The following is a 17531-nucleotide window of genomic DNA, read 5'->3' as shown; positions in this document are numbered from 1 at the left end:
ACCCCCCGGCCTTTCGGGGGTTCTTTTTAATGCTCGAAAACCTTTGTTTGCGAATCCTCGCCGAGACCGGCGCCGTCGATATACCGAAGCACCGCCGCGATCGCCCGATGCTGGAGCAGCAGCTGCCGGTTGAGCTTTTCCAGCGCGATCGCGAACGATTTTTCCGCGGCGGCCGCGTTGTGCGTATCCAGGTCGTCCAGCAGCTTTTTCATATGATCGATAAAATAAACGGTGCGCCTCAGACTGCTGATCACGACGATCCGTCGAAGCTCGCGCGGCCCGAAAATCCGGTACCCGTTATGCGCTTCGCGGGCCGGGAAGATCAATCCTTCCTTTTCCCAATGGCGGATCGCGGAAGCGTTAACCCCCGCAATTTCCGCCGCTTCGCGGATGGTCATGCGGTCGCTTATGCGGCGTCCGCCGTATTTCGCGAAATCGGCCTGCCCGATCAGCTCCATCATTTCCGCGACGCGCTGCCGCTCCTGATGAATATCCGCCTGCTGCCGGTTAGTGTCCCACAGCGCCTCCAATATCTTTTTTTCGCGAATTCTCCGCATTGCCGCATACGCCGCGGAAATGCCGTAAGCTTCGAGCAGGGCGCGCAGCGCGGAGAAAGCTTCCATATGCGTCCGGGTATACGTCCGTCGTCCCGCGCCTTTTCGCGCCACGTCCGGAATCAACTCCAGCTGTTCGTAGCGGCGAAGCGTGGTCGTGCTGACGTTCAGCAAACGCGCGGCCTGAGCAGGCGTCCACGTTTCTTTTTCTTTTGCGTCATCGGGTGCGTGATCCATTCTTCTGTCCTCCCGTTCATTTCTGAAATCAGTTCCAACCTTCAAGTACAACCTTCAAGTGCTACGGTAATTTTATCACGATTCCGTATCCGCCGCGCCCGGGCTCATTCGTCTTGAACCGAAAGGTTGCATGAATGTTGTATGATCGTAAAAGAACCGCGGTAAAGGAGGCAAAAACATGAACATGATCCAAATCAGAGGCGCGACGGAAGGCAATCTGAAGCAGGTGAACCTGGACATTCCGCGCGGAAAGCTGACGGTATTTACCGGTTTGTCCGGCTCGGGCAAGTCGACGCTGGTCGATACGCTTTTCCAGGAATGCCAGCGGCAGTACCTGGAGACGATCGGCATGGAAGGCATCCGCAAACCGAAAGTGGAATCCATTCGCAACGTCTCGCCGGCCGTGCAGATCGCGCAAAACGAGAACAATCGCAATCCCCGCTCGACCGTAGGGACCAAAACGGACATCTATACCGATCTGCGCATGATCTACGAGAAGTTGGGCGAGCGTATCTGTCCGCATTGCGGGGAACAGATATCCGCAGCGGAATGCCGGGAAGAGACGGCCAAATCGGACGGTCAGTTCTATGTGTACATGGACTGCAACCGCTGCGGACAACGAATGGACAAGCTGACCCGCACGCATTTTTCCTATAACACCAAAGAAGGAGCCTGCATGCGCTGCGAGGGATTCGGAAGCGTGCTCAGCATTCTGCCGGAGCGCTGCATCGACGAATCCCTTTCTCCGGAAGAAGGCGGGGTGCTCTACTGGGGACAAAGCGGATATCTGGCTTATCAAGTGGATGTTTTGTACAAAGCTTTTCGTCACTACGGCGTGCCGATCGAACCTAATACGCCTATTCGCGAATATGGAGAAGGGCGCCAAGCTATTTTGCTGCACGGCACCGACTCTGGCGAAGCAAAAAAGGTCTTCCCCGATATTCCGCCTCCCAAAACCGTCGGTAGCGGAAAGTTCGAAGGCGTCTATACTACGCTTTGGCGACGCATTTCGGAAAAAGGCGGAGAAACGAAAGAAGCCGAGGCGTTTTTCGACTCGGTGATCTGCCCGGACTGCGAAGGGGAACGCTTAAATGAGCAGTCTCGAAGCGTCACCGTGGGCGGTATCCGACTGCCGCAGCTCGGAAAGCTTTCGCTTGAGGAATTAAAAGACTGGATATCGAAGTTGAACGATTCTCTCGGCGTCGCGGAGCGGGAACCTGCCCAAATTTACTTGAATGACCTGCACACCAAGCTCGGCAGGCTGATGCGGACGGGGCTCGGCTATTTGTCGATCGACCGTCAGATGATGACGCTCTCCGGCGGCGAAGGCCAGCGTGTCCGAATGGCTGCTGCACTCGATTCGGATTTGACGGGCATTTTGTATATTTTCGATGAGCCGACAGCCGGTCTGCACCCTCGCGATACGGAAGGCGTGATCGCCATGCTGGAGCGTTTGCGCGATCTGGGTAACACCGTGTTGGTCATCGAGCACGATACCGATATGATGAACGCGGCGGATTATATGGTCGATATGGGACCCGGAGCGGGGCGGCACGGAGGCGAAGTGATTGCGACGGGAACGCTGGATGAGCTGAAGCGATTAAGCGGATCGGTAACGGGACAATATTTGAATGCGTTTGCCGAAGCGAAGTCTGCCGCGTCAGCCGACCCTACAAACCATCCCAAGCCCAAGCGGCGAAGAGGGAACGGGGCTTCGATCGGAATCGAATCGGCTTCTTTGCATAATTTGAATGATGTCAGCGTGAATTTCCCTGCAGGGATCCTAACCGCAGTTACCGGGGTATCGGGATCCGGCAAGTCCTCGCTTGTGTTCGGGGTATTAGCTGAAGGCGGGGCTCATCCTGCCGCCAAGCGCATCACCGGACTGACGCAGTTTGACCGGATCGTAAGCATCAGGCAGACGCAGATCTCCCGGATGAAGCGTTCGAACGTGGCCACCTACTCGGACGTGTACGCGGAAATCCGCAAGCTGTTCGGTTCTCTGGAGCAGGCCAAAGAAGCCGGTTTATCCGCAAAAAGCTTCTCGTTCAACACGGCTGGAGGGCGCTGCGAGAACTGCGAAGGGCTGGGAACCGTGACGAGCAACATGCTCTTTTTCCAAAATATCGAGGTGACTTGTCCGGTCTGCGGAGGTCGGCAGTTCCAGGATCATGTGCTCGCGATCCAGTATCGGGGACATTCCATTCACGACGTTCTGCATACTTCCATCGAAGAGGCCGCAGAGTTGTTTGAAGGACGGGCCACAATTATGCGGACGCTGGATCTGCTCAAGGACGTGGGGTTGGGTTATTTGGAACTGGGACAGACGCTGACCACGCTTTCCGGCGGCGAAGGACAACGATTGAAGCTGGCGACGGAACTGCTGGGGACAAAAGGCAAAAAAATTCTGTACCTCATGGATGAGCCCACGTCGGGTTTGCACCCGCTGGATACGGAGCACTTTTTGACCCTGCTGCATCGAATGGTGGAAGCCGGGCATACGGTCATTATCGTCGAGCATAATCTGCAAGTGATCGAAGCCGCGGACCGGATCGTCGATCTGGGCCCCGAAGGCGGGATCAACGGGGGTTATGTCGTGTTTGAGGGAACGCCGGAAGAGATGAAGCAAAGCGGCACGACGGCCACGGCCGAGCATTTAAGAATAAACGGCTGACAACAGCGGGTACAGAAAATTCAAACGGGAGAGGCAGCTTTTATGCTCTTCTCTTTTTTGTGTTTGTTTATCTGTTTACAATATTTAATACATATTTTTTCTTTATAAAGATTGTTTTTTGCGCAAAATAGAGGTACGATGACTTTTGTGAAAATGATAATCATTATCGAATGACGGTTTTCAATTCAACACGCGGAGGTGAATCCGGAAACATGCAGGAGGCAGCGTTGCAAAAAACACGGACGCATAAAGCCCGGGCGACCGGTTTTTATAGTGCGTTCATTCTGGCTATGGCGGGTTTGATTCTTGTGTCGGCCGTCTATTCCGTGTCGATCGGCCAGGTGCAGATTCCGTTTCGGCAAGCGATGAATATTTTGCTGCATGCGCTATCGGGAGGCCATCTCGGCTCGATCGAACAGATCGACAACGGATCGTATCTGAACATCGTTATGCAGGTTCGGATGCCCAGAGTCATCTTCGCCTTATTGATCGGGTTAGGGTTGTCTCTATGCGGCACGGTCATGCAGGCGGTCGTTCAAAACCCGCTTGCCGATCCGTACATATTGGGCATCTCCTCGGGTGCTTCGCTCGGTGCGACATTTGCCATTTTGGTCGGCTTCGGCAGCGGTACGATCTTCTCGCAATTCGGCGTGGCTTCGGCAGCCTTCGTCGGCGCCATGGTCACGTCGCTCGGCGTGCTGTTCTTGTCGAGCATCGGCGGTAAGGCAACGTCGGTCAAGCTGGTGCTTTCGGGCGTGGTCGTCGGCGCGATGTGCGGTTCTTTTTCCAGTCTGATCATCTACTTCGCCAACGACGCGGAAGGCATCAAGACCGTTACGTTCTGGTCGATGGGCAGCCTGGGTTCGTCGAGTTGGCAAAAGGTGCCGATCATGGCGATCGTCGTGCTGCTCGGCTGCCTGATCTTCCTGTTCCAGCATCGGGTGCTGAATGCCATGCTGCTGGGCGACGAATCGGCGATTACGTTGGGCATCAACTTGAGCGTATACCGCAAGCTGTATATGGTCGCGACGGCGCTCGTTACCGGGACGATGGTCGCTTACGCGGGCATGATCGGCTTCGTCGGCTTGATTATCCCGCATATCGCCAGGGGCATGTTCGGGGCGGATCACAAACGGCTGATGCCGGCGACTTTGCTGCTCGGCGCGCTGTTCCTCATCTGGGCCGATATCCTGTCGCGAACGCTGGTACATAACGTCGAGCTGCCGATCGGCATCATCACGTCGGTGATCGGTTCGCCGCTCTTCATCTACATGATTGTCAAAAAAGGCTATAACTTCGGGGGGTAAACGATGGAATTGACCGCTGCGGGCATGGAGGTGCGGATCGGGCGCAAGACTATCGTCCATGGCGCGTCCGTCCGGGTAAAAGACAAGCAGTTCGTCGGCCTGATCGGTCCCAACGGCTGCGGCAAATCGACGCTGCTCAAAAGCATCTACAAAAGCCTGGTGCCGACAAGCGGCAGCGTGATGCTGGACGATCTGAACATTTTAAAATCGTCCGAGAAAAAAGTATCGCAAAAAATGGGCGTCGTCGGACAGTTCAACGAGATGCATTTTGACTTGACCGTGGAACAAATGGTGATGCTCGGCCGCACGCCGCACAAAAAGATGCTGGAAGCGGATCGGCCGAAAGACCGCGAGATCGTCGAGGACGCGCTGCGCATCACCAATCTGACGGAGTACAAGGAACGCAGCTATCTGTCGCTGTCCGGCGGCGAGAAGCAGCGGGTGGTACTGGCGCGCACGATCGCGCAGCAGCCGGAATTCATGATTCTCGACGAACCGACCAACCACTTGGATATCCGGTATCAGATCGAAATTCTGTCCTGCGTCAAAAACCTCGGAATCGGCGTATTGGCCGCTTTGCACGATCTGGAGATGGCCGCGCATTACTGCGATTATCTGTATGCCGTCAAAAACGGGGTCGTGTACGCGCACGGAACGCCGGAAGACGTGCTGACGCCGGAAAACATCGAAGACATTTACGAGGTGAAATGCACGACTTACCGCAATCCGATTACCGGAAGCTTAGGCTTCGCCTACAGTTTGTAACGCGATTTGCATATACATAGAGGGGGAAATGATCATGATGAAAAAAAAGAACGCAATGGCAGGAGCGACGCTGGCCCTAATGCTGGCTCTGACGGCGTGCGGCGGCGCAGCGAGCACTCAACCGGAAGCCGCGGCGGAATCGACAGGAACAGTGGCCGCGGGATCGACGGAAACGGCAGCGCAAACCGAAGCGGCTCTTTACCCGTTGACGATGCCGAACGTGGCCAAGGCTGAGGGCGGCACGGAGTGGACAGCCAAAGACCAAACCTTCGACAAAGCCCCCGAGCGCATCATGGCTAACACCCGCCCTACTGCCGAACTGTTGCTGCACTTGGGACTCGGCGATAAGATCGTCGGCGTCGGCGCAGGGCAGGGCGAAGGCGATCCGGACGTAGCCGACGAATACGCGAAGCTGAACATTCTCGATCAAGGTTATGTCGGCAAAGAAGTCACGCTCGGCGTCGATCCGGACATCGTGTTGGGCCGCGGCGGATTGTTCGACAACGCGGATTGGGGTACGGGAACGGTCGACTCGCTGAACGAGATGGGCGTCAAGACGTACGTGCTGGAATCTTCGATCGCGGGCGGCACGTACGATTCGGTCTATGCCGACATCGAAAACCTGGGCAAAATTTTCGACGTTCAAGAAAATGCGCAGACCTTCATCGACGACCTGAAAAAGCGCGAAGAAGCCGTGACCTCGAAGCTGAGCACGATCACGGAAAACAAGACGTATGTTTACCTGCATATGTTCGACGCGAGCGAAGTCAGCCTGCTGACGCTTCAGGGAGAAACCTTTTTCAACGACGTCATGAACAAGATCAAACTCGACAATCCGCTCAAAGATCGCGCGGGCGACGGCAGTATCGAGATGCTGATCGAGACCGACCCCGATATCATCATCATTCCGGACGGCGAGCAGACCGAGAAGGTCAAAGAAGCGCTATACGCGAATCCTAAGCTCTCAAGCATGCAAGCGATTAAAAACCAACAAGTTTATGCCATGAATTATAACTATATGTTCGGTTATGGGTACGATTCTTTGAAAGGGATCGAGAAATTGTCGAAAGAATTGTATCCGGACCTGTTCAAGTAAAAAGAAGCGGCTCCTTTCTGCGGAAAGGGGGCGCTTCTTTTTATCGGCTATAAAGTTGAGCGAGTCTGACAAGACGGCGAGTCGACTTAAGCAGAAATCTATTGTTAACCATAAATGAAAAATATGGTTTACAATAGATTTCGATCAGGCTATAATGCAAAAGCACGAAGCAAGCAGGATCGGACTAGCTTGCCTACATAGTAAGAAGAACGATATCGGAGGTTGACAATGTCATGAAAACAAAAGAAATGGTATATGCCGCTTTATTTGCTGCACTGATCGCCGTATTGGGGATGATTCCTCCGATTCCGCTCGGATTCATTCCCGTTCCGATCACCCTTCAGACATTGGGGGTAATGCTGGCCGGCGGTTTTCTCGGTAAAAAAACGGGCTCGATCAGCTTGATTCTGTTTATCGTGCTGGTTGCGCTCGGCCTGCCTATCCTTGCCGGCGGGTCGGGGGGATTGGCTCCTTTGGTAGGTCCGACCGCCGGGTACATCTTCAGCTGGCCGCTGGTTGCATTCTGCATCGGCTGGGCGACCGAACGAGTATGGCCGAAGCTGAAAACTTGGAAACTCATAGCTATAAATATTGCGTTCAGCGTTATTATGGGCGGAGCGATCGGAGCGGTCGTCATGGCTTTGATTACGAACACGCCGATATGGACAGGATTGATTGCCTCGCTGGCCTTTGTGCCCGGAGATATCGTGAAGGCCGTGATCGCTGCGATCGTGGTCGTGCAAGCCCGCGCGGTCAGTCCGGTTGAAGAGAAAGTGCTCGGCGCCTGATATGCTGGTCTTCGATCAAGTCGGTTATTACTATCGCAGGGATCAAGAGGTATTGAAAGACGTCAGTTTCGCGATCGAAAAGGGAGAATTTATCTCGATCGTAGGGGGTAACGGGAGCGGAAAATCTACCCTCGCCAAGCTTATGAACGGGCTGCTGCCTGCCAAAAAAGGTTCCGTTCGACTCGGTGAAAAAACGATGTCCGATCCCAAACAAGCTCGCGGTATTCGCCAAGCCGTCGGCTTGGTCTTTCAAAATCCCGAAGATCAATTTATTACGACAAATGTCACGGACGAGATTATATTCGGTTTGGAAAACATCGCTGTTCCTGCTAACGAAATCGGAGAACGGGTTCGCAGTGCGCTGCAAGCCGTAGGGCTGGAGTCGTACGCCAATTCCGCTCCGCACGAGCTGTCGGGCGGACAGAAGCAGAGGGCTGCCGTTGCGGCGGTCATCGCGATGCAACCTCAATTCATCGTCTTCGATGAAGCGACTTCCATGCTCGATCCTGAAGGCCGCAGCGAACTGATCAAACTCATGCGGGATTTTCATCAGCAAGGAATAACCGTCGTGCAAATCACCCATCATATGGACGAAGTTTTGGCATCGCGTCGCGTTCTGCTGCTGGATCAGGGAACGTTGGTATTCGACGGTTCGCCGGACAGCTTTTTCCGGGAGACGCCGCTTGAGCAGTACGGACTGGAACAACCTTTTGCCGTTCGAATAGGGCAGCTGCTCGGCTGGACCGGAGAAACGGCCGCCGACTGGAAAGGACGTGTTGCATCGCAATGGTCAATCGGATAAAAAAGACCGTTATCGAGCAGCAAAGCGGTTGGGAGCTTCGCGACGTCTGCGTTAAACTGGACGGAACGCCTGTGCTGAAGCATATCGATCTAACATTGGAACCCGGAACCTGGACCGCGTTGATCGGCAAGACCGGAGCCGGCAAGTCTACGCTGGCCCGTTTGTTTAAAGGACTGATCCCCGAATTTACGGGTGAATACCGGCTTGAAGGACAATCGATGGCCAGAGATCGCAAAGGACGTGCTCGCGTTGTGCCTGAGATCGGATTTGTTTTTCAATATCCGGAGCATCAGATCTTCGAAACGACCGTCGAGAAAGAATTGAGCTTTGCTTTGCGAATGCGGGGAGATTCTTCGAAAGAAATTGCGGCATCCATTCGAGCAATCCTTCCGACGTTCGGCTTAAGCGAAGAACTGCTCCAGCAATCGCCTTTTTTACTCAGCGGGGGACAAAAAAGACGGCTGGCTATTGCTTCCGTGCTCATCGCGAATCCTCGATTGTTGATTTTGGACGAGCCTACAGCCGCACTCGATCCGGTAAGCCGGCGCGAGCTGCTGAAGCTTCTTCGAGATTGGCAGCGAAACGGCCTGCAGCACGAACAACGCGCGGTGTTGTTTATTTCCCACCGGATGGAGGATGTTGCGGAGTATTCGGATCGCGTTGCATTGCTGCATGAGGGACGTCTGTTGGCACACGACACGGCAGACGAGTTGTTTTTGCATCGAAGCGAGTTGCTCAGTCAGGCCGGAATGCCGCTGCCGGAAGCGATCGAACTGCTGCGCTTGACCGGGCAGCTGTCAGGTCGAGCGTTGAATCCGGCAAGCTGCCGCGAAGCGGATGTTCTTGAGCGGGTAAAGGAAGCCTGGAATGCCCGAAAAGAAACAGGAGGCCCGTCGGATGAACCGTTCTGATCGATTGTTAGTCGGCCAGTTCATTGAGCGGAAATCCATTTTGCACCGTCTTGATCCTCGTATCAAGCTGATTAGCCTATTAATGCTGATGGTGGTCATCATGATGCTGGATCACCGAAGCGGTTATGTTGCGGCGACGATCGCGGTCGTGGTCATTTTGCTTGTATCGCGTATTCCGGTTCTTTTTTACCTGCGGGGTCTGCTGCCGCTGCTTCCGGTTCTGCTGCTCACGCTGCTGTATCATGCGATGCTGGGAAAAGGACAAACGATTCTCGCTTCATATGGTTTCCTGCAAGTCACCGTCGAAGGGATCGAAGAAGGAATCCGAATCGTCTGGCGCATCCTGCTGATGATTCTGCCGGCATCCGCGCTGACGGGCACGACCCGACCTCTCGTTCTGGCGCAGGGACTGGAAACGCTGCTGAAGCCGTTGTCCAAGCTGCGCGTTCCCGTCGAACAATTCTCGCTGATGGTCGTAATCGCCATTCGATTCATCCCGACAATCCTGGAAGAAATCCACCGTATTCGATTGGCAAGGCGAGCCAGAGGCTTCGAGCCATCCAGTCGCAATCCGCTGTCTCGTCTAAGCGAGTTCATCCCGATCCTGGTTCCCCTACTGGTCAGCACCGCCCGCCGAGCCGATCATTTGACGCTGGCGATCGAAGCGCGGGCTTACGGCGACGGGCGGGGGAGAACCGTATACCGCCCGCTTTGTTTGACGAAGCTCGATCTTGCAGCCGGATTGCTTATGTTGTTAAGTTTAAGCGCTCTTCTTGTTTTAGATGACTATCTTCCCCATATCTAAACTCACTCAAAAAAGCGCCCAGCTTTAAGGGCGCTAACAGGCAGAGAAAGATTTGATTCGTGGCAAAGCGTACGGCGGAGGGAGAAATTCAGTGAAATACAGGATTTCGAAGAAAACCTGCGGTAACACTCAGCGCTATGTTGACGCCTTTGAACTCGGAAAACTCCTTGTTTAAATCTAATCCATTTTCCGAGTGAAACAGCGTCTTGAACGAATTTCTCCTGCAGCCATCAAGCTCCCAAACCGAATAGGATCTTTCTTATAATGTTAGCGTCCCCAAAAACCCGGGCGCTTTTTCTTTTTCAAGAAGCCAACCTCAGTACGACAATCCCCGCAAAAGCAAGCAAAATGCCTAACGCTTCGCGGCGGCTCATCGTTTCTTTCAAATAAAAGCGCGCGTACAAAATCACGACGATCACGCTCATCGCAGTAATCGCGGAGACGATGCCCGTGACGCCTTCCTGCAGCGCGTTCAGCATCAGAACCATGCCTGCGATATTGGTCAGACCTACGGTCATGCCCCATAACAATGTGCGCCGCATCGTCCAGGCGGCAGAAGCCGTAAGGTCGGGGGCGGTAGCAGCTGATGCAGGTTGTTGATTCTCCAGATTAGACGCCGTATCATTTACCGCTTCCTTTTTCCCGCGGCTTTTCCGAACCTGATCTGCGACGTACATCCCCAGAAACAATACCGTCCCCGTCACGAACATCATCGTCAACACCGGCAGCATCGATGCGCCGACCAGCACGGATTGTTTGGAACTCAAATCCGTGAAGCTGTATAGCAGCATCGCGAGCGTTCCCCAACTCCAACCGCGAAGCTGACCGCTGCGAAGATCTTGTCCGTAACGGACGATGACGAGCGCCAGCACGACTATGGCGAAGCCGACTCCCTGCAAAACGCCCGGCGCTTCGCTCCATAGCAGATAAGCGGCCAGAACGACAACCAGCGGTGACAAAGCAGAGAAGAACGCCACGACCGACGCGCGGCCGACCTCGTAGCCCCGATACAACGAAGCATTGGCGGCAAAAGAAAACATCCCCATTAGAATGCCCAGCTCAATCCCGTCGTTCCAGGGCTGTTTCGCCTGCCAATTCAGCAGAAGCGAGACGATAATTCCCGACAAATACACGCCCACGAACAGCAGATTTCGATCTGCCGGCCGCTGCGAAGTCCATTGATACAAAATCCCCCGAATACCGAAGCAAGCGGAAGCTGCAATTGCGAACATAAACCACACGACTTTACCCTAGCCTCCTTAACCGATCTCTGCATGCTTCTTCATTCGCGTTATCGGGGCCGTTTTCCTTTAATCAGTATCTTGACCAAGTTAAATGTAAGGTTACGCCCCCCTGAATCGTACCTAAAGCGTGTATGTTTCAGGCGAACGTAAACCTCGGATTAAGATTGGTCAAGCTATTAGGACAACGTATTCAGATAATCGGCAATCTGCTCGATGTCGGAAACCGGAACAGGAGCAAGCGGACGAGGCAATCCCGGCGCACTCATCCATCCTTGACGAATCGCGATTGCCGCGGCGGTGCGCACGCTGCCGTAACGGTTGAACAAAGTCCAGATCGGAGCCAAGCGTTCGGAGACGCGAAGGGCTTCTTCCGCTCGACCGGCTTGCGCATGACGGGTCAGTTCCAGGCAGACTTTCGGGAATAAGCTGCCCAATACGGAATACCAGGCGTCGCAGCCTGCATTCAGTCCCGCTGCCGCGCAGGGGTCGCCGCTGATGCCAAGCGCGAAATTTTCGGGAACGACCGACCGCAAACGATCGATACGTTCTTTTGCCTCGACTGAATGATCCGAAACGCCGGGAATCTTAATGGATTGCACATGAGGCAGCGCCGCAATTCGCCCATGCAGATCGTCGCTAAACGTAAACCTCGTTGTACGGGGATTGTCGTAGACGCAGATCGGAACAGACGCGCGGCGTGAAACTTCTTCGTACAACGAGAACGCTTCTTCTTCACTGAGCGGTTGATACGACACGGGAGCAAGAAGCATGGCGCTCACCCCGGCTTTTTGCGCATCTTCAGCCAGCAGCAGCACGTCGCGCAGGCGAAGTTCGCTAATGCTTGCCATAACGGGAATTTTCCCGGCTTCGCGAACCGACAATTCGATAACTCGCCGACGTTCTTCGCGACCGAGGTACATATAGCTGCCCGTCGAACCGAGTACGCCGATCGAATCGACTTTGGCTTCAACCAGGCGGCCGACCAAAGCAAGAAAAGCTTGTTCGTCAATATCCTCATCCTTAAAAGGCGTAAGGGGAAAAGCGGACAATCCTTTGAACATAACCCGACACTCCCATTTCTTTTTCGATTTCGTATAGTATATAAATGAACTGGCTTGTTCGACAGAACCAGTTTCGATCAAATGAAAGGGGCCAGTTTGGAATGTTGGAACTTACGCCGTTGTTGACAAGCAATCCGGACGGAATATGGGATAGCCATCGAAAAGAACCGATTTATGAACAGTTGTACAGCTATTTGAGAATAGAGATCCGTGCCGGGCGAATTTCTTCGGGCAGCAAATTGCCTTCTCAGCGCCGACTGGCCGGTCATCTGCATGTTAGCCGAAATACGGTAGATGCGGCTTATCAGCAGCTGCTTGCGGAAGGTTATGTGCACAGCGAGCCTCGTCGAGGTTTGTTTGTATCCGAACTGCCCGAGAGCGAAGAGGCATTAAAGCGTGATCGGTCCCAACTCAACAAAGACGAACCGACGAATCTGATCAACGGCAAAAATCCGTGGGACTCCGACGACTCGGATTTGGACGGCGGAGCCGAGCTTGAATCTTTGAATGCCGCAAATGAACCGTTGTACGACTTCAGATACGGCGACGTCGATACGCAGCATTTTCCGTACCGCTTATGGCGTCAGTTTCTGATGAAAAGCTTGTCTCCCGAGCATGCGCGCCTTCTCCAATACGGAGACCCGCAGGGAGAGATCGAGTTAAGACAGCAAATTGCCGAATATCTGTATCAGTCGCGCGGCGTGCGCTGCTCGCCCGGACAGATCGTCATCGGTGCGGGAACGCAGTGGTTGATGGACTTGTTGTGCCGGCTGATCGGACGAGAAGCGAGATACGCAATGGAAGAGCCGGGGTACCCGCGCATGCGCATGATTTTTGAGGAGTGCGGGCGCGCCCCGGTTGCGGTAAAACTGGATGAATCGGGCATACGAGTGAGCGAACTCGGGCAGCACGAAGTACAGGCCGTCTACATTACCCCTTCCCATCAATTCCCCACCGGCACCGTGATGTCCGTATCACGGCGGCTGGAATTGATCGAATGGGCGCGGGCGGCAGGCGGAACGATCATCGAGGATGATTACGACAGCGAGTTTCGTTATGAAGGGCGGCCGATTCCTTCTTTGCATAGCCTGGACAAGCACGGCAATACGGTTTACGTAGGGACGTTTTCAAAGTCGCTGATGCCCTCGGCGCGTATCGGTTATCTGGTTCTTCCCGATAAGCTGATGCCCGCCTACCGGACGAGAGGACAGCATTACAAACAAACGACTTCGAGATTGGATCAATATACGTTGGCGTTGTTCATGCAGAGCGGGGAGTGGGCCAGACATCTTAATCGAATGCGGAATTTGTATAAAAAAAGATACTCGGCCTTGGTGGCGGCTATTCGAACTTACATGGATCAAAAGGTGCGAATCATCGGTGCGGCTGCCGGCTTGCATCTGCTGCTGAAGCCGAATAACGGAATGACCGAGCAGGAATCGATCGGGGCTGCAGAAAAATGGGGAGTCAGAGTCTATCCGGCAGCCGACTGTTATATCGATCCTTCGGATGTATCGTCCCCAGTCAAAACGCAAGTGCTGCTTGGATACGCGGGATTAAATGAAGCCGCAATCGAGGAAGGCGTAAAGCGATTGGCTATAGCATGGGGCATAGCGCGCATATGAAAGAAGCGGGCCTATCTCTAATGCGCCTCAACGAAAACAAACGCGCCCTCTATTATCCGAAAGCGCGTTTGTTCGATAAATCCTCTTGAATTCTCTCGAAAGGAACTTTTAAGTCTGTTTCGCTTGCGATGTACTACTGATTCTGCTCCGCATGCCACGCCGAAAATTGCTTTTGATATTCCGCGATATACTTGTCGATCCCTGCGGCTTTAAGTCGTTCCAGCGCTTTCGGATATCCCGTCTCGTAATCGACGAAGCCGCTGCCGATCGGAGCCAGGTATTCGGTCAATACGCCGTTCAGCTTGGTTTCTTCGTTTTTGACCGGGGTGTTGTCGAAGTTAAAGCCTGCGCCTTTCGAAATGACCGCGCCGTCGTCCCAAGCTTTGTATTCGGCAATAAAATCGTCCGGCACGCTGTTGTCGAAACGGATAAAGTTTTTGTTCATGAGCAGCCAGTCGGGAATCAACGAATCCGTCGTCAGGCGGGTGATCCGATCGTTCTCGTCCAGCGTATAATCCGTGCCTTCGATGCCGTAGGCGAACAGGTCGTAAAGTTCTTGATCTTTTTGCAGCAGATTGAAGAACATCACGTAACGTTCCGGATCTTTCGCGGCCGAAGAGACGAAGAACGCGGTGCTATACGTGCCACGGCTGATCTTCGGACGGCCTTCGCCGAGGAAGTAGTTGACCAGCTTGGCGTCCGGCACGGCTTGGGAGATGGTCGCCGCGCCTTCGAAAGGACGCGCCGCCGTACCGGCCCAGAACATCGCTTTGCCGGAATTCCAGTCGGATTGCAACTGCGGGACGTTGGTGGCGGCGTATTTCGGGATGATGCCTTTTTCGTACCAGCCGCGCATCAGGCCTGCATATTTTTTGAATTCTTCGGACTCGAACCAATTGATGATCCGATCGTCCTGCGCCGATTCGTCCAATGCGACAAAATCGTTTTGCCAATACAGGTTTTTGTCCGTGTAATCGTACAGCAGCATCCGGCGAGCATCGACTCCGGCGTAACCGATCAGCTCGGGATGGGCAGCATGGGCTTTATCGTAGTATTCCTCCAGCTGCGCAAGCGAAGTCACTTCGCTCATGCCGACTTCTTCCAGCAGGTCCTGACGGACGAGCACGCTGTAAAACTCGGCGGAATTGGGTTTGTTGCCGACCGGAATCGCATACTGTTTTCCGCTCAATTGGAAGGCTTTGAACGAAGCTTCGTCTACCGTTCGGCTCAGATCGTCGGAAGCTTCCGTATAGGGGGTGAGATCCGCGTACAGGCCTTTGGCGACCGATTTGACCATGTAGTTGGCGTCGGTGTACGTCGCGAAGTCTTCGCCTGTGGAGAGCATCAGATCCGTCTTGCCGCCCGCATATTCCGTCCACGGCAGGAATTGGAATTCGACTTCGGCGTTGATTTCCTGCTTGATGCGGTCGTAAAACTCCGTCTTCGCCAATTCCTTCATCCGGTTAGACTCGTCTCCGTACAGCACGATCTTGAGCTTGGCCGGAGCCAACTCGCCGCTTGCTTCGTTACCGGACGCATCCGTGGAATTTGCGTCGCTGCCGCCTGTGCCGGTCGTCGTTGCGCCTCCGCCTTGCGAACACGCACCAAGCAGCAGAACCGCAGTCATAAGCAAACCGAGCCATCCTTTTTTTCCGAACATAAATGAACCAACCTCCCTCATGTAGTCGAAGATTCAAGCGCTTTGCCCTTATAGCGGTACGATCAACCTTTGACCGAGCCGACCACGATTCCTTTTACGAAAAAGCCTTGCAAAAACGGGTACAAAATCGCGATCGGCAGCACGGTCAGACAAGTCATCGCCATTTTGGCGGTTTCAAGCGGCGGGGCGATGATCGCTCCTCCGACCTGCGCGGCATTGCCGGACGCGAGAAACTGGATATTGGCCATCATGGTGTACATGAGGTATTGGATCGTGTACAGCCGTTCGTCGGTGACCAGCATCAGCGGCAGGTAGAAGTCGTTCCAATATTGCAGCGCGTAGAACAGGGAAATGGTGACCACCCCGACCCGCCCGAGCGGCAGCATGATCCGGATGAAAATACGCAGATGTCCGGCTCCGTCGATCTGCGCCGATTCCACGATCTCGTGCGGAATGCTGCGGAAATAGTTGGTCATCAGGAACATCAGGAACACGCTCAGCAGGTAAGGGGCGATCAGGCCGATGAGCTTGTCGTCGAGATGATAGTATTTCGTGCTGAGCAGATACCAAGGGAGCGTGCCGCCGCTGAACAGCATGGTGAAGTAGGCGAAAAAGGCAAAGACGTTGCGGAAGCGGAAACTTTTGACGGAAACCACATAGGCGTACGCCGTCGTGACCAGAACCGCCGACACCGTGCCCAGCACCGTCACGGTCAACGACACGGCATAGGCGCGAACGATCTGTTCCAGTTTGGAGCCGAACAAAAACTGATACGTCTCCAGCGAAAAGCCGCGCGGCCAGAACGAATACCCTTCCGCCGCTATCCGAGACTCCGTCGATAACGAACCGGAGACCGCCAGCACGAACGGGGCGAAGCAAATGACAGAAAAGACGGCGATGCAGATGTAGAAAAAGATCAATAAGCCTTTGTTTTCAGCCTTGGACATGCTTTTCACCTCCTAGAAGAGTTTGCTGTCTTTGTCGTACCAGCCGGCCATTTTGTTGGCGACCAGCACCAGAATGAAGCCGAACACGGACTGATACAACGTAATCGCCGACGCGAATCCGAACTCGCCGGAACGGATCGCGGTACGGTAGACGTACACGTCGATGATATCGGTGGTCGGCAGCAGCAAAGGATTCAGGAAAGTGACGCCCATGATCATGCTGAGATCGCCTTTGAGCATCCCGCCGATACTGAGCAGGCTCATCAGGATGATCGACGGGATCAGCATCGGCAGCGTGATCCGCATGATGATCTGCCACCTCGAAGCACCGTCGATCCGGGCCGCTTCATAGTAGGAGGTGTCAATCCCCTGAAGCACCGCATAATAGATGATCGCGCCGTATCCGGCACTTTTCCAGATGTTCGCCAGCACCAAAATGACGACGAACAGCCACGGACTCGAATACCAATCCACCTGACTTAAGCCCAAAGCGGCGAGCGATTGGTTCAGGATGCCTTTATCGTAGTCCAGCAGGGAGAACAGAATCGCTCCGATGATGATCCACGAAATGAAGTAGGGAAAGAACATGACGCTTTGCGTGATTTTGACGAACCATTTGCTGCGTATTTCATTCAATACAATAGCGATCGCCACGGAGAAAAAGGTACCGGTCAACATGTACAGCACATTCAGCATGACGGTGTTGCGCGTTGCCCGAATCGCATCTTCCATGCTGGAGAAAAAGAACTCGAAGTTGGCGAATCCCGCCCAGGGACTGCCGAAGATGCCGTCATTGAAGTTGTAGTTCTTGAATACGAGGATCAGCCCGCTCATCGGCAGGTAGGCGAAGAGGATCAGAACCGCGATTCCCGGCAGCGCCAGCAAGTATAAGGGAGCATCTCTTCCGATCGACTTTCGCAGCCGACCGAAGCTTACAGCCTGACGCTTGGCGAGACGCTCGTTCGTTTCGCGCGGCGTAGCTTGTTGCACCATCGACGTTCCACTCCTTTTTTCGTTTTGACGTGTTGGATTCGTAACGCCATCAGCATAAGCCC

The 17531-nt window shown here is 54.1% G+C and carries 15 protein-coding genes; 9 read left to right on the top strand and 6 right to left on the bottom strand.

The features are described 5' to 3' along the window. Positions 1-26: 26 nt before the first annotated feature. Positions 27-791, bottom strand: coding sequence for a MerR family transcriptional regulator (locus HRQ63_RS02580; RefSeq protein ID WP_172238658.1), 765 nt, complete (start codon positions 789-791; stop codon positions 27-29). Between the two features lie 178 nt (positions 792-969). On the opposite strand from HRQ63_RS02580, the gene HRQ63_RS02575 reads away from it, so the two are divergent. The 8 genes from HRQ63_RS02575 (at position 970) to HRQ63_RS02540 (ending at position 9939) form a co-directional block, all read left to right on the top strand. Next, positions 970-3465 (top strand): ATP-binding cassette domain-containing protein, encoded by a 2496-nt coding sequence (locus tag HRQ63_RS02575; protein WP_172238655.1) that lies wholly within the window; start codon positions 970-972, stop codon positions 3463-3465. Between the two features lie 290 nt (positions 3466-3755). After that, positions 3756-4772, top strand: a complete 1017-nt coding sequence (locus tag HRQ63_RS02570) for a FecCD family ABC transporter permease (protein WP_172240525.1) — start codon at positions 3756-3758, stop codon at positions 4770-4772. Between the two features lie 3 nt (positions 4773-4775). Next, the gene (locus tag HRQ63_RS02565; protein WP_172238652.1) at positions 4776-5537 is read left to right on the top strand and encodes an ABC transporter ATP-binding protein; all 762 of its coding nucleotides are present in this window, start codon (positions 4776-4778) and stop codon (positions 5535-5537) included. Positions 5538-5571: 34 nt separating this feature from the next. Continuing rightward, positions 5572-6633 (top strand): ABC transporter substrate-binding protein, encoded by a 1062-nt coding sequence (locus HRQ63_RS02560; RefSeq protein WP_462939118.1) that lies wholly within the window; start codon positions 5572-5574, stop codon positions 6631-6633. Positions 6634-6866: 233 nt separating this feature from the next. After that, on the top strand, positions 6867-7421 hold the full coding sequence (locus tag HRQ63_RS02555) for a biotin transporter BioY (protein WP_172238649.1): 555 nt from the start codon (positions 6867-6869) through the stop codon (positions 7419-7421). Between the two features lies 1 nt (position 7422). Then, positions 7423-8223 (top strand): energy-coupling factor transporter ATPase, encoded by an 801-nt coding sequence (locus tag HRQ63_RS02550; protein WP_172238646.1) that lies wholly within the window; start codon positions 7423-7425, stop codon positions 8221-8223. Next, positions 8208-9134, top strand: coding sequence for an energy-coupling factor ABC transporter ATP-binding protein (locus HRQ63_RS02545; RefSeq protein WP_172238643.1), 927 nt, complete (start codon positions 8208-8210; stop codon positions 9132-9134). The genes HRQ63_RS02550 and HRQ63_RS02545 overlap by 16 nt, the downstream gene beginning before the upstream one ends. Further along, the gene (locus tag HRQ63_RS02540) at positions 9121-9939 is read left to right on the top strand and encodes an energy-coupling factor transporter transmembrane component T family protein (protein WP_172238640.1); all 819 of its coding nucleotides are present in this window, start codon (positions 9121-9123) and stop codon (positions 9937-9939) included. The genes HRQ63_RS02545 and HRQ63_RS02540 overlap by 14 nt, the downstream gene beginning before the upstream one ends. Positions 9940-10241: 302 nt before the next feature. On the opposite strand, the gene HRQ63_RS02535 is transcribed toward HRQ63_RS02540, so the two are convergent. After that, the gene (locus HRQ63_RS02535) at positions 10242-11171 is read right to left on the bottom strand and encodes a DMT family transporter (RefSeq protein ID WP_216673846.1); all 930 of its coding nucleotides are present in this window, start codon (positions 11169-11171) and stop codon (positions 10242-10244) included. A gap of 188 nt (positions 11172-11359) precedes the next feature. Further along, positions 11360-12244 (bottom strand): dihydrodipicolinate synthase family protein, encoded by an 885-nt coding sequence (locus HRQ63_RS02530; protein ID WP_172238634.1) that lies wholly within the window; start codon positions 12242-12244, stop codon positions 11360-11362. A 101-nt stretch (positions 12245-12345) separates the two neighbouring features. On the opposite strand from HRQ63_RS02530, the gene pdxR reads away from it, so the two are divergent. Then, complete coding sequence (gene pdxR / locus HRQ63_RS02525; protein WP_172238631.1) at positions 12346-13869, top strand: MocR-like pyridoxine biosynthesis transcription factor PdxR; 1524 nt, start codon at positions 12346-12348, stop codon at positions 13867-13869. A 133-nt stretch (positions 13870-14002) separates the two neighbouring features. On the opposite strand, the gene HRQ63_RS02520 is transcribed toward pdxR, so the two are convergent. The 3 genes from HRQ63_RS02520 to HRQ63_RS02510 all read right to left on the bottom strand — a co-directional run bounded on the left by HRQ63_RS02520 (position 14003) and on the right by HRQ63_RS02510 (position 17469). Continuing rightward, positions 14003-15529, bottom strand: coding sequence for an ABC transporter substrate-binding protein (locus tag HRQ63_RS02520; RefSeq protein ID WP_172238628.1), 1527 nt, complete (start codon positions 15527-15529; stop codon positions 14003-14005). Positions 15530-15591: 62 nt separating this feature from the next. Continuing rightward, positions 15592-16476, bottom strand: coding sequence for a carbohydrate ABC transporter permease (locus HRQ63_RS02515; protein ID WP_172238625.1), 885 nt, complete (start codon positions 16474-16476; stop codon positions 15592-15594). Between the two features lie 12 nt (positions 16477-16488). After that, entirely contained in the window at positions 16489-17469 is a 981-nt protein-coding gene (locus HRQ63_RS02510; protein WP_172238622.1) for an ABC transporter permease, read from the bottom strand. Positions 17470-17531 lie beyond the last annotated feature (62 nt).

Source organism: Saccharibacillus endophyticus (assembly GCF_013185185.1).
In the GTDB taxonomy this organism is placed as follows: domain Bacteria; phylum Bacillota; class Bacilli; order Paenibacillales; family Paenibacillaceae; genus Saccharibacillus; species Saccharibacillus endophyticus.
The sequence above is the reverse complement of the archived record's forward strand: the minus strand, read 5'-3'. Positions and strand labels throughout refer to the sequence as shown.

Excerpts from the sequence above, each read along its gene's own strand:
- HRQ63_RS02580 (WP_172238658.1), bottom strand. The coding sequence starts at position 791 with ATGGATCACGCACCCGATGACGCAAAAGAAAAAGAAACGTGGACGCCT.
- HRQ63_RS02575 (WP_172238655.1), top strand. The coding sequence starts at position 970 with ATGAACATGATCCAAATCAGAGGCGCGACGGAAGGCAATCTGAAGCAG.
- HRQ63_RS02570 (WP_172240525.1), top strand. The coding sequence starts at position 3,756 with ATGGCGGGTTTGATTCTTGTGTCGGCCGTCTATTCCGTGTCGATCGGC.
- HRQ63_RS02565 (WP_172238652.1), top strand. The coding sequence starts at position 4,776 with ATGGAATTGACCGCTGCGGGCATGGAGGTGCGGATCGGGCGCAAGACT.
- HRQ63_RS02560 (WP_462939118.1), top strand. The coding sequence starts at position 5,572 with ATGATGAAAAAAAAGAACGCAATGGCAGGAGCGACGCTGGCCCTAATG.
- HRQ63_RS02555 (WP_172238649.1), top strand. The coding sequence starts at position 6,867 with ATGAAAACAAAAGAAATGGTATATGCCGCTTTATTTGCTGCACTGATC.
- HRQ63_RS02550 (WP_172238646.1), top strand. The coding sequence starts at position 7,423 with ATGCTGGTCTTCGATCAAGTCGGTTATTACTATCGCAGGGATCAAGAG.
- HRQ63_RS02545 (WP_172238643.1), top strand. The coding sequence starts at position 8,208 with ATGGTCAATCGGATAAAAAAGACCGTTATCGAGCAGCAAAGCGGTTGG.
- HRQ63_RS02540 (WP_172238640.1), top strand. The coding sequence starts at position 9,121 with ATGAACCGTTCTGATCGATTGTTAGTCGGCCAGTTCATTGAGCGGAAA.
- HRQ63_RS02535 (WP_216673846.1), bottom strand. The coding sequence starts at position 11,171 with ATGTTCGCAATTGCAGCTTCCGCTTGCTTCGGTATTCGGGGGATTTTG.
- HRQ63_RS02530 (WP_172238634.1), bottom strand. The coding sequence starts at position 12,244 with ATGTTCAAAGGATTGTCCGCTTTTCCCCTTACGCCTTTTAAGGATGAG.
- pdxR (WP_172238631.1), top strand. The coding sequence starts at position 12,346 with ATGTTGGAACTTACGCCGTTGTTGACAAGCAATCCGGACGGAATATGG.
- HRQ63_RS02520 (WP_172238628.1), bottom strand. The coding sequence starts at position 15,529 with ATGTTCGGAAAAAAAGGATGGCTCGGTTTGCTTATGACTGCGGTTCTG.
- HRQ63_RS02515 (WP_172238625.1), bottom strand. The coding sequence starts at position 16,476 with ATGTCCAAGGCTGAAAACAAAGGCTTATTGATCTTTTTCTACATCTGC.
- HRQ63_RS02510 (WP_172238622.1), bottom strand. The coding sequence starts at position 17,469 with ATGGTGCAACAAGCTACGCCGCGCGAAACGAACGAGCGTCTCGCCAAG.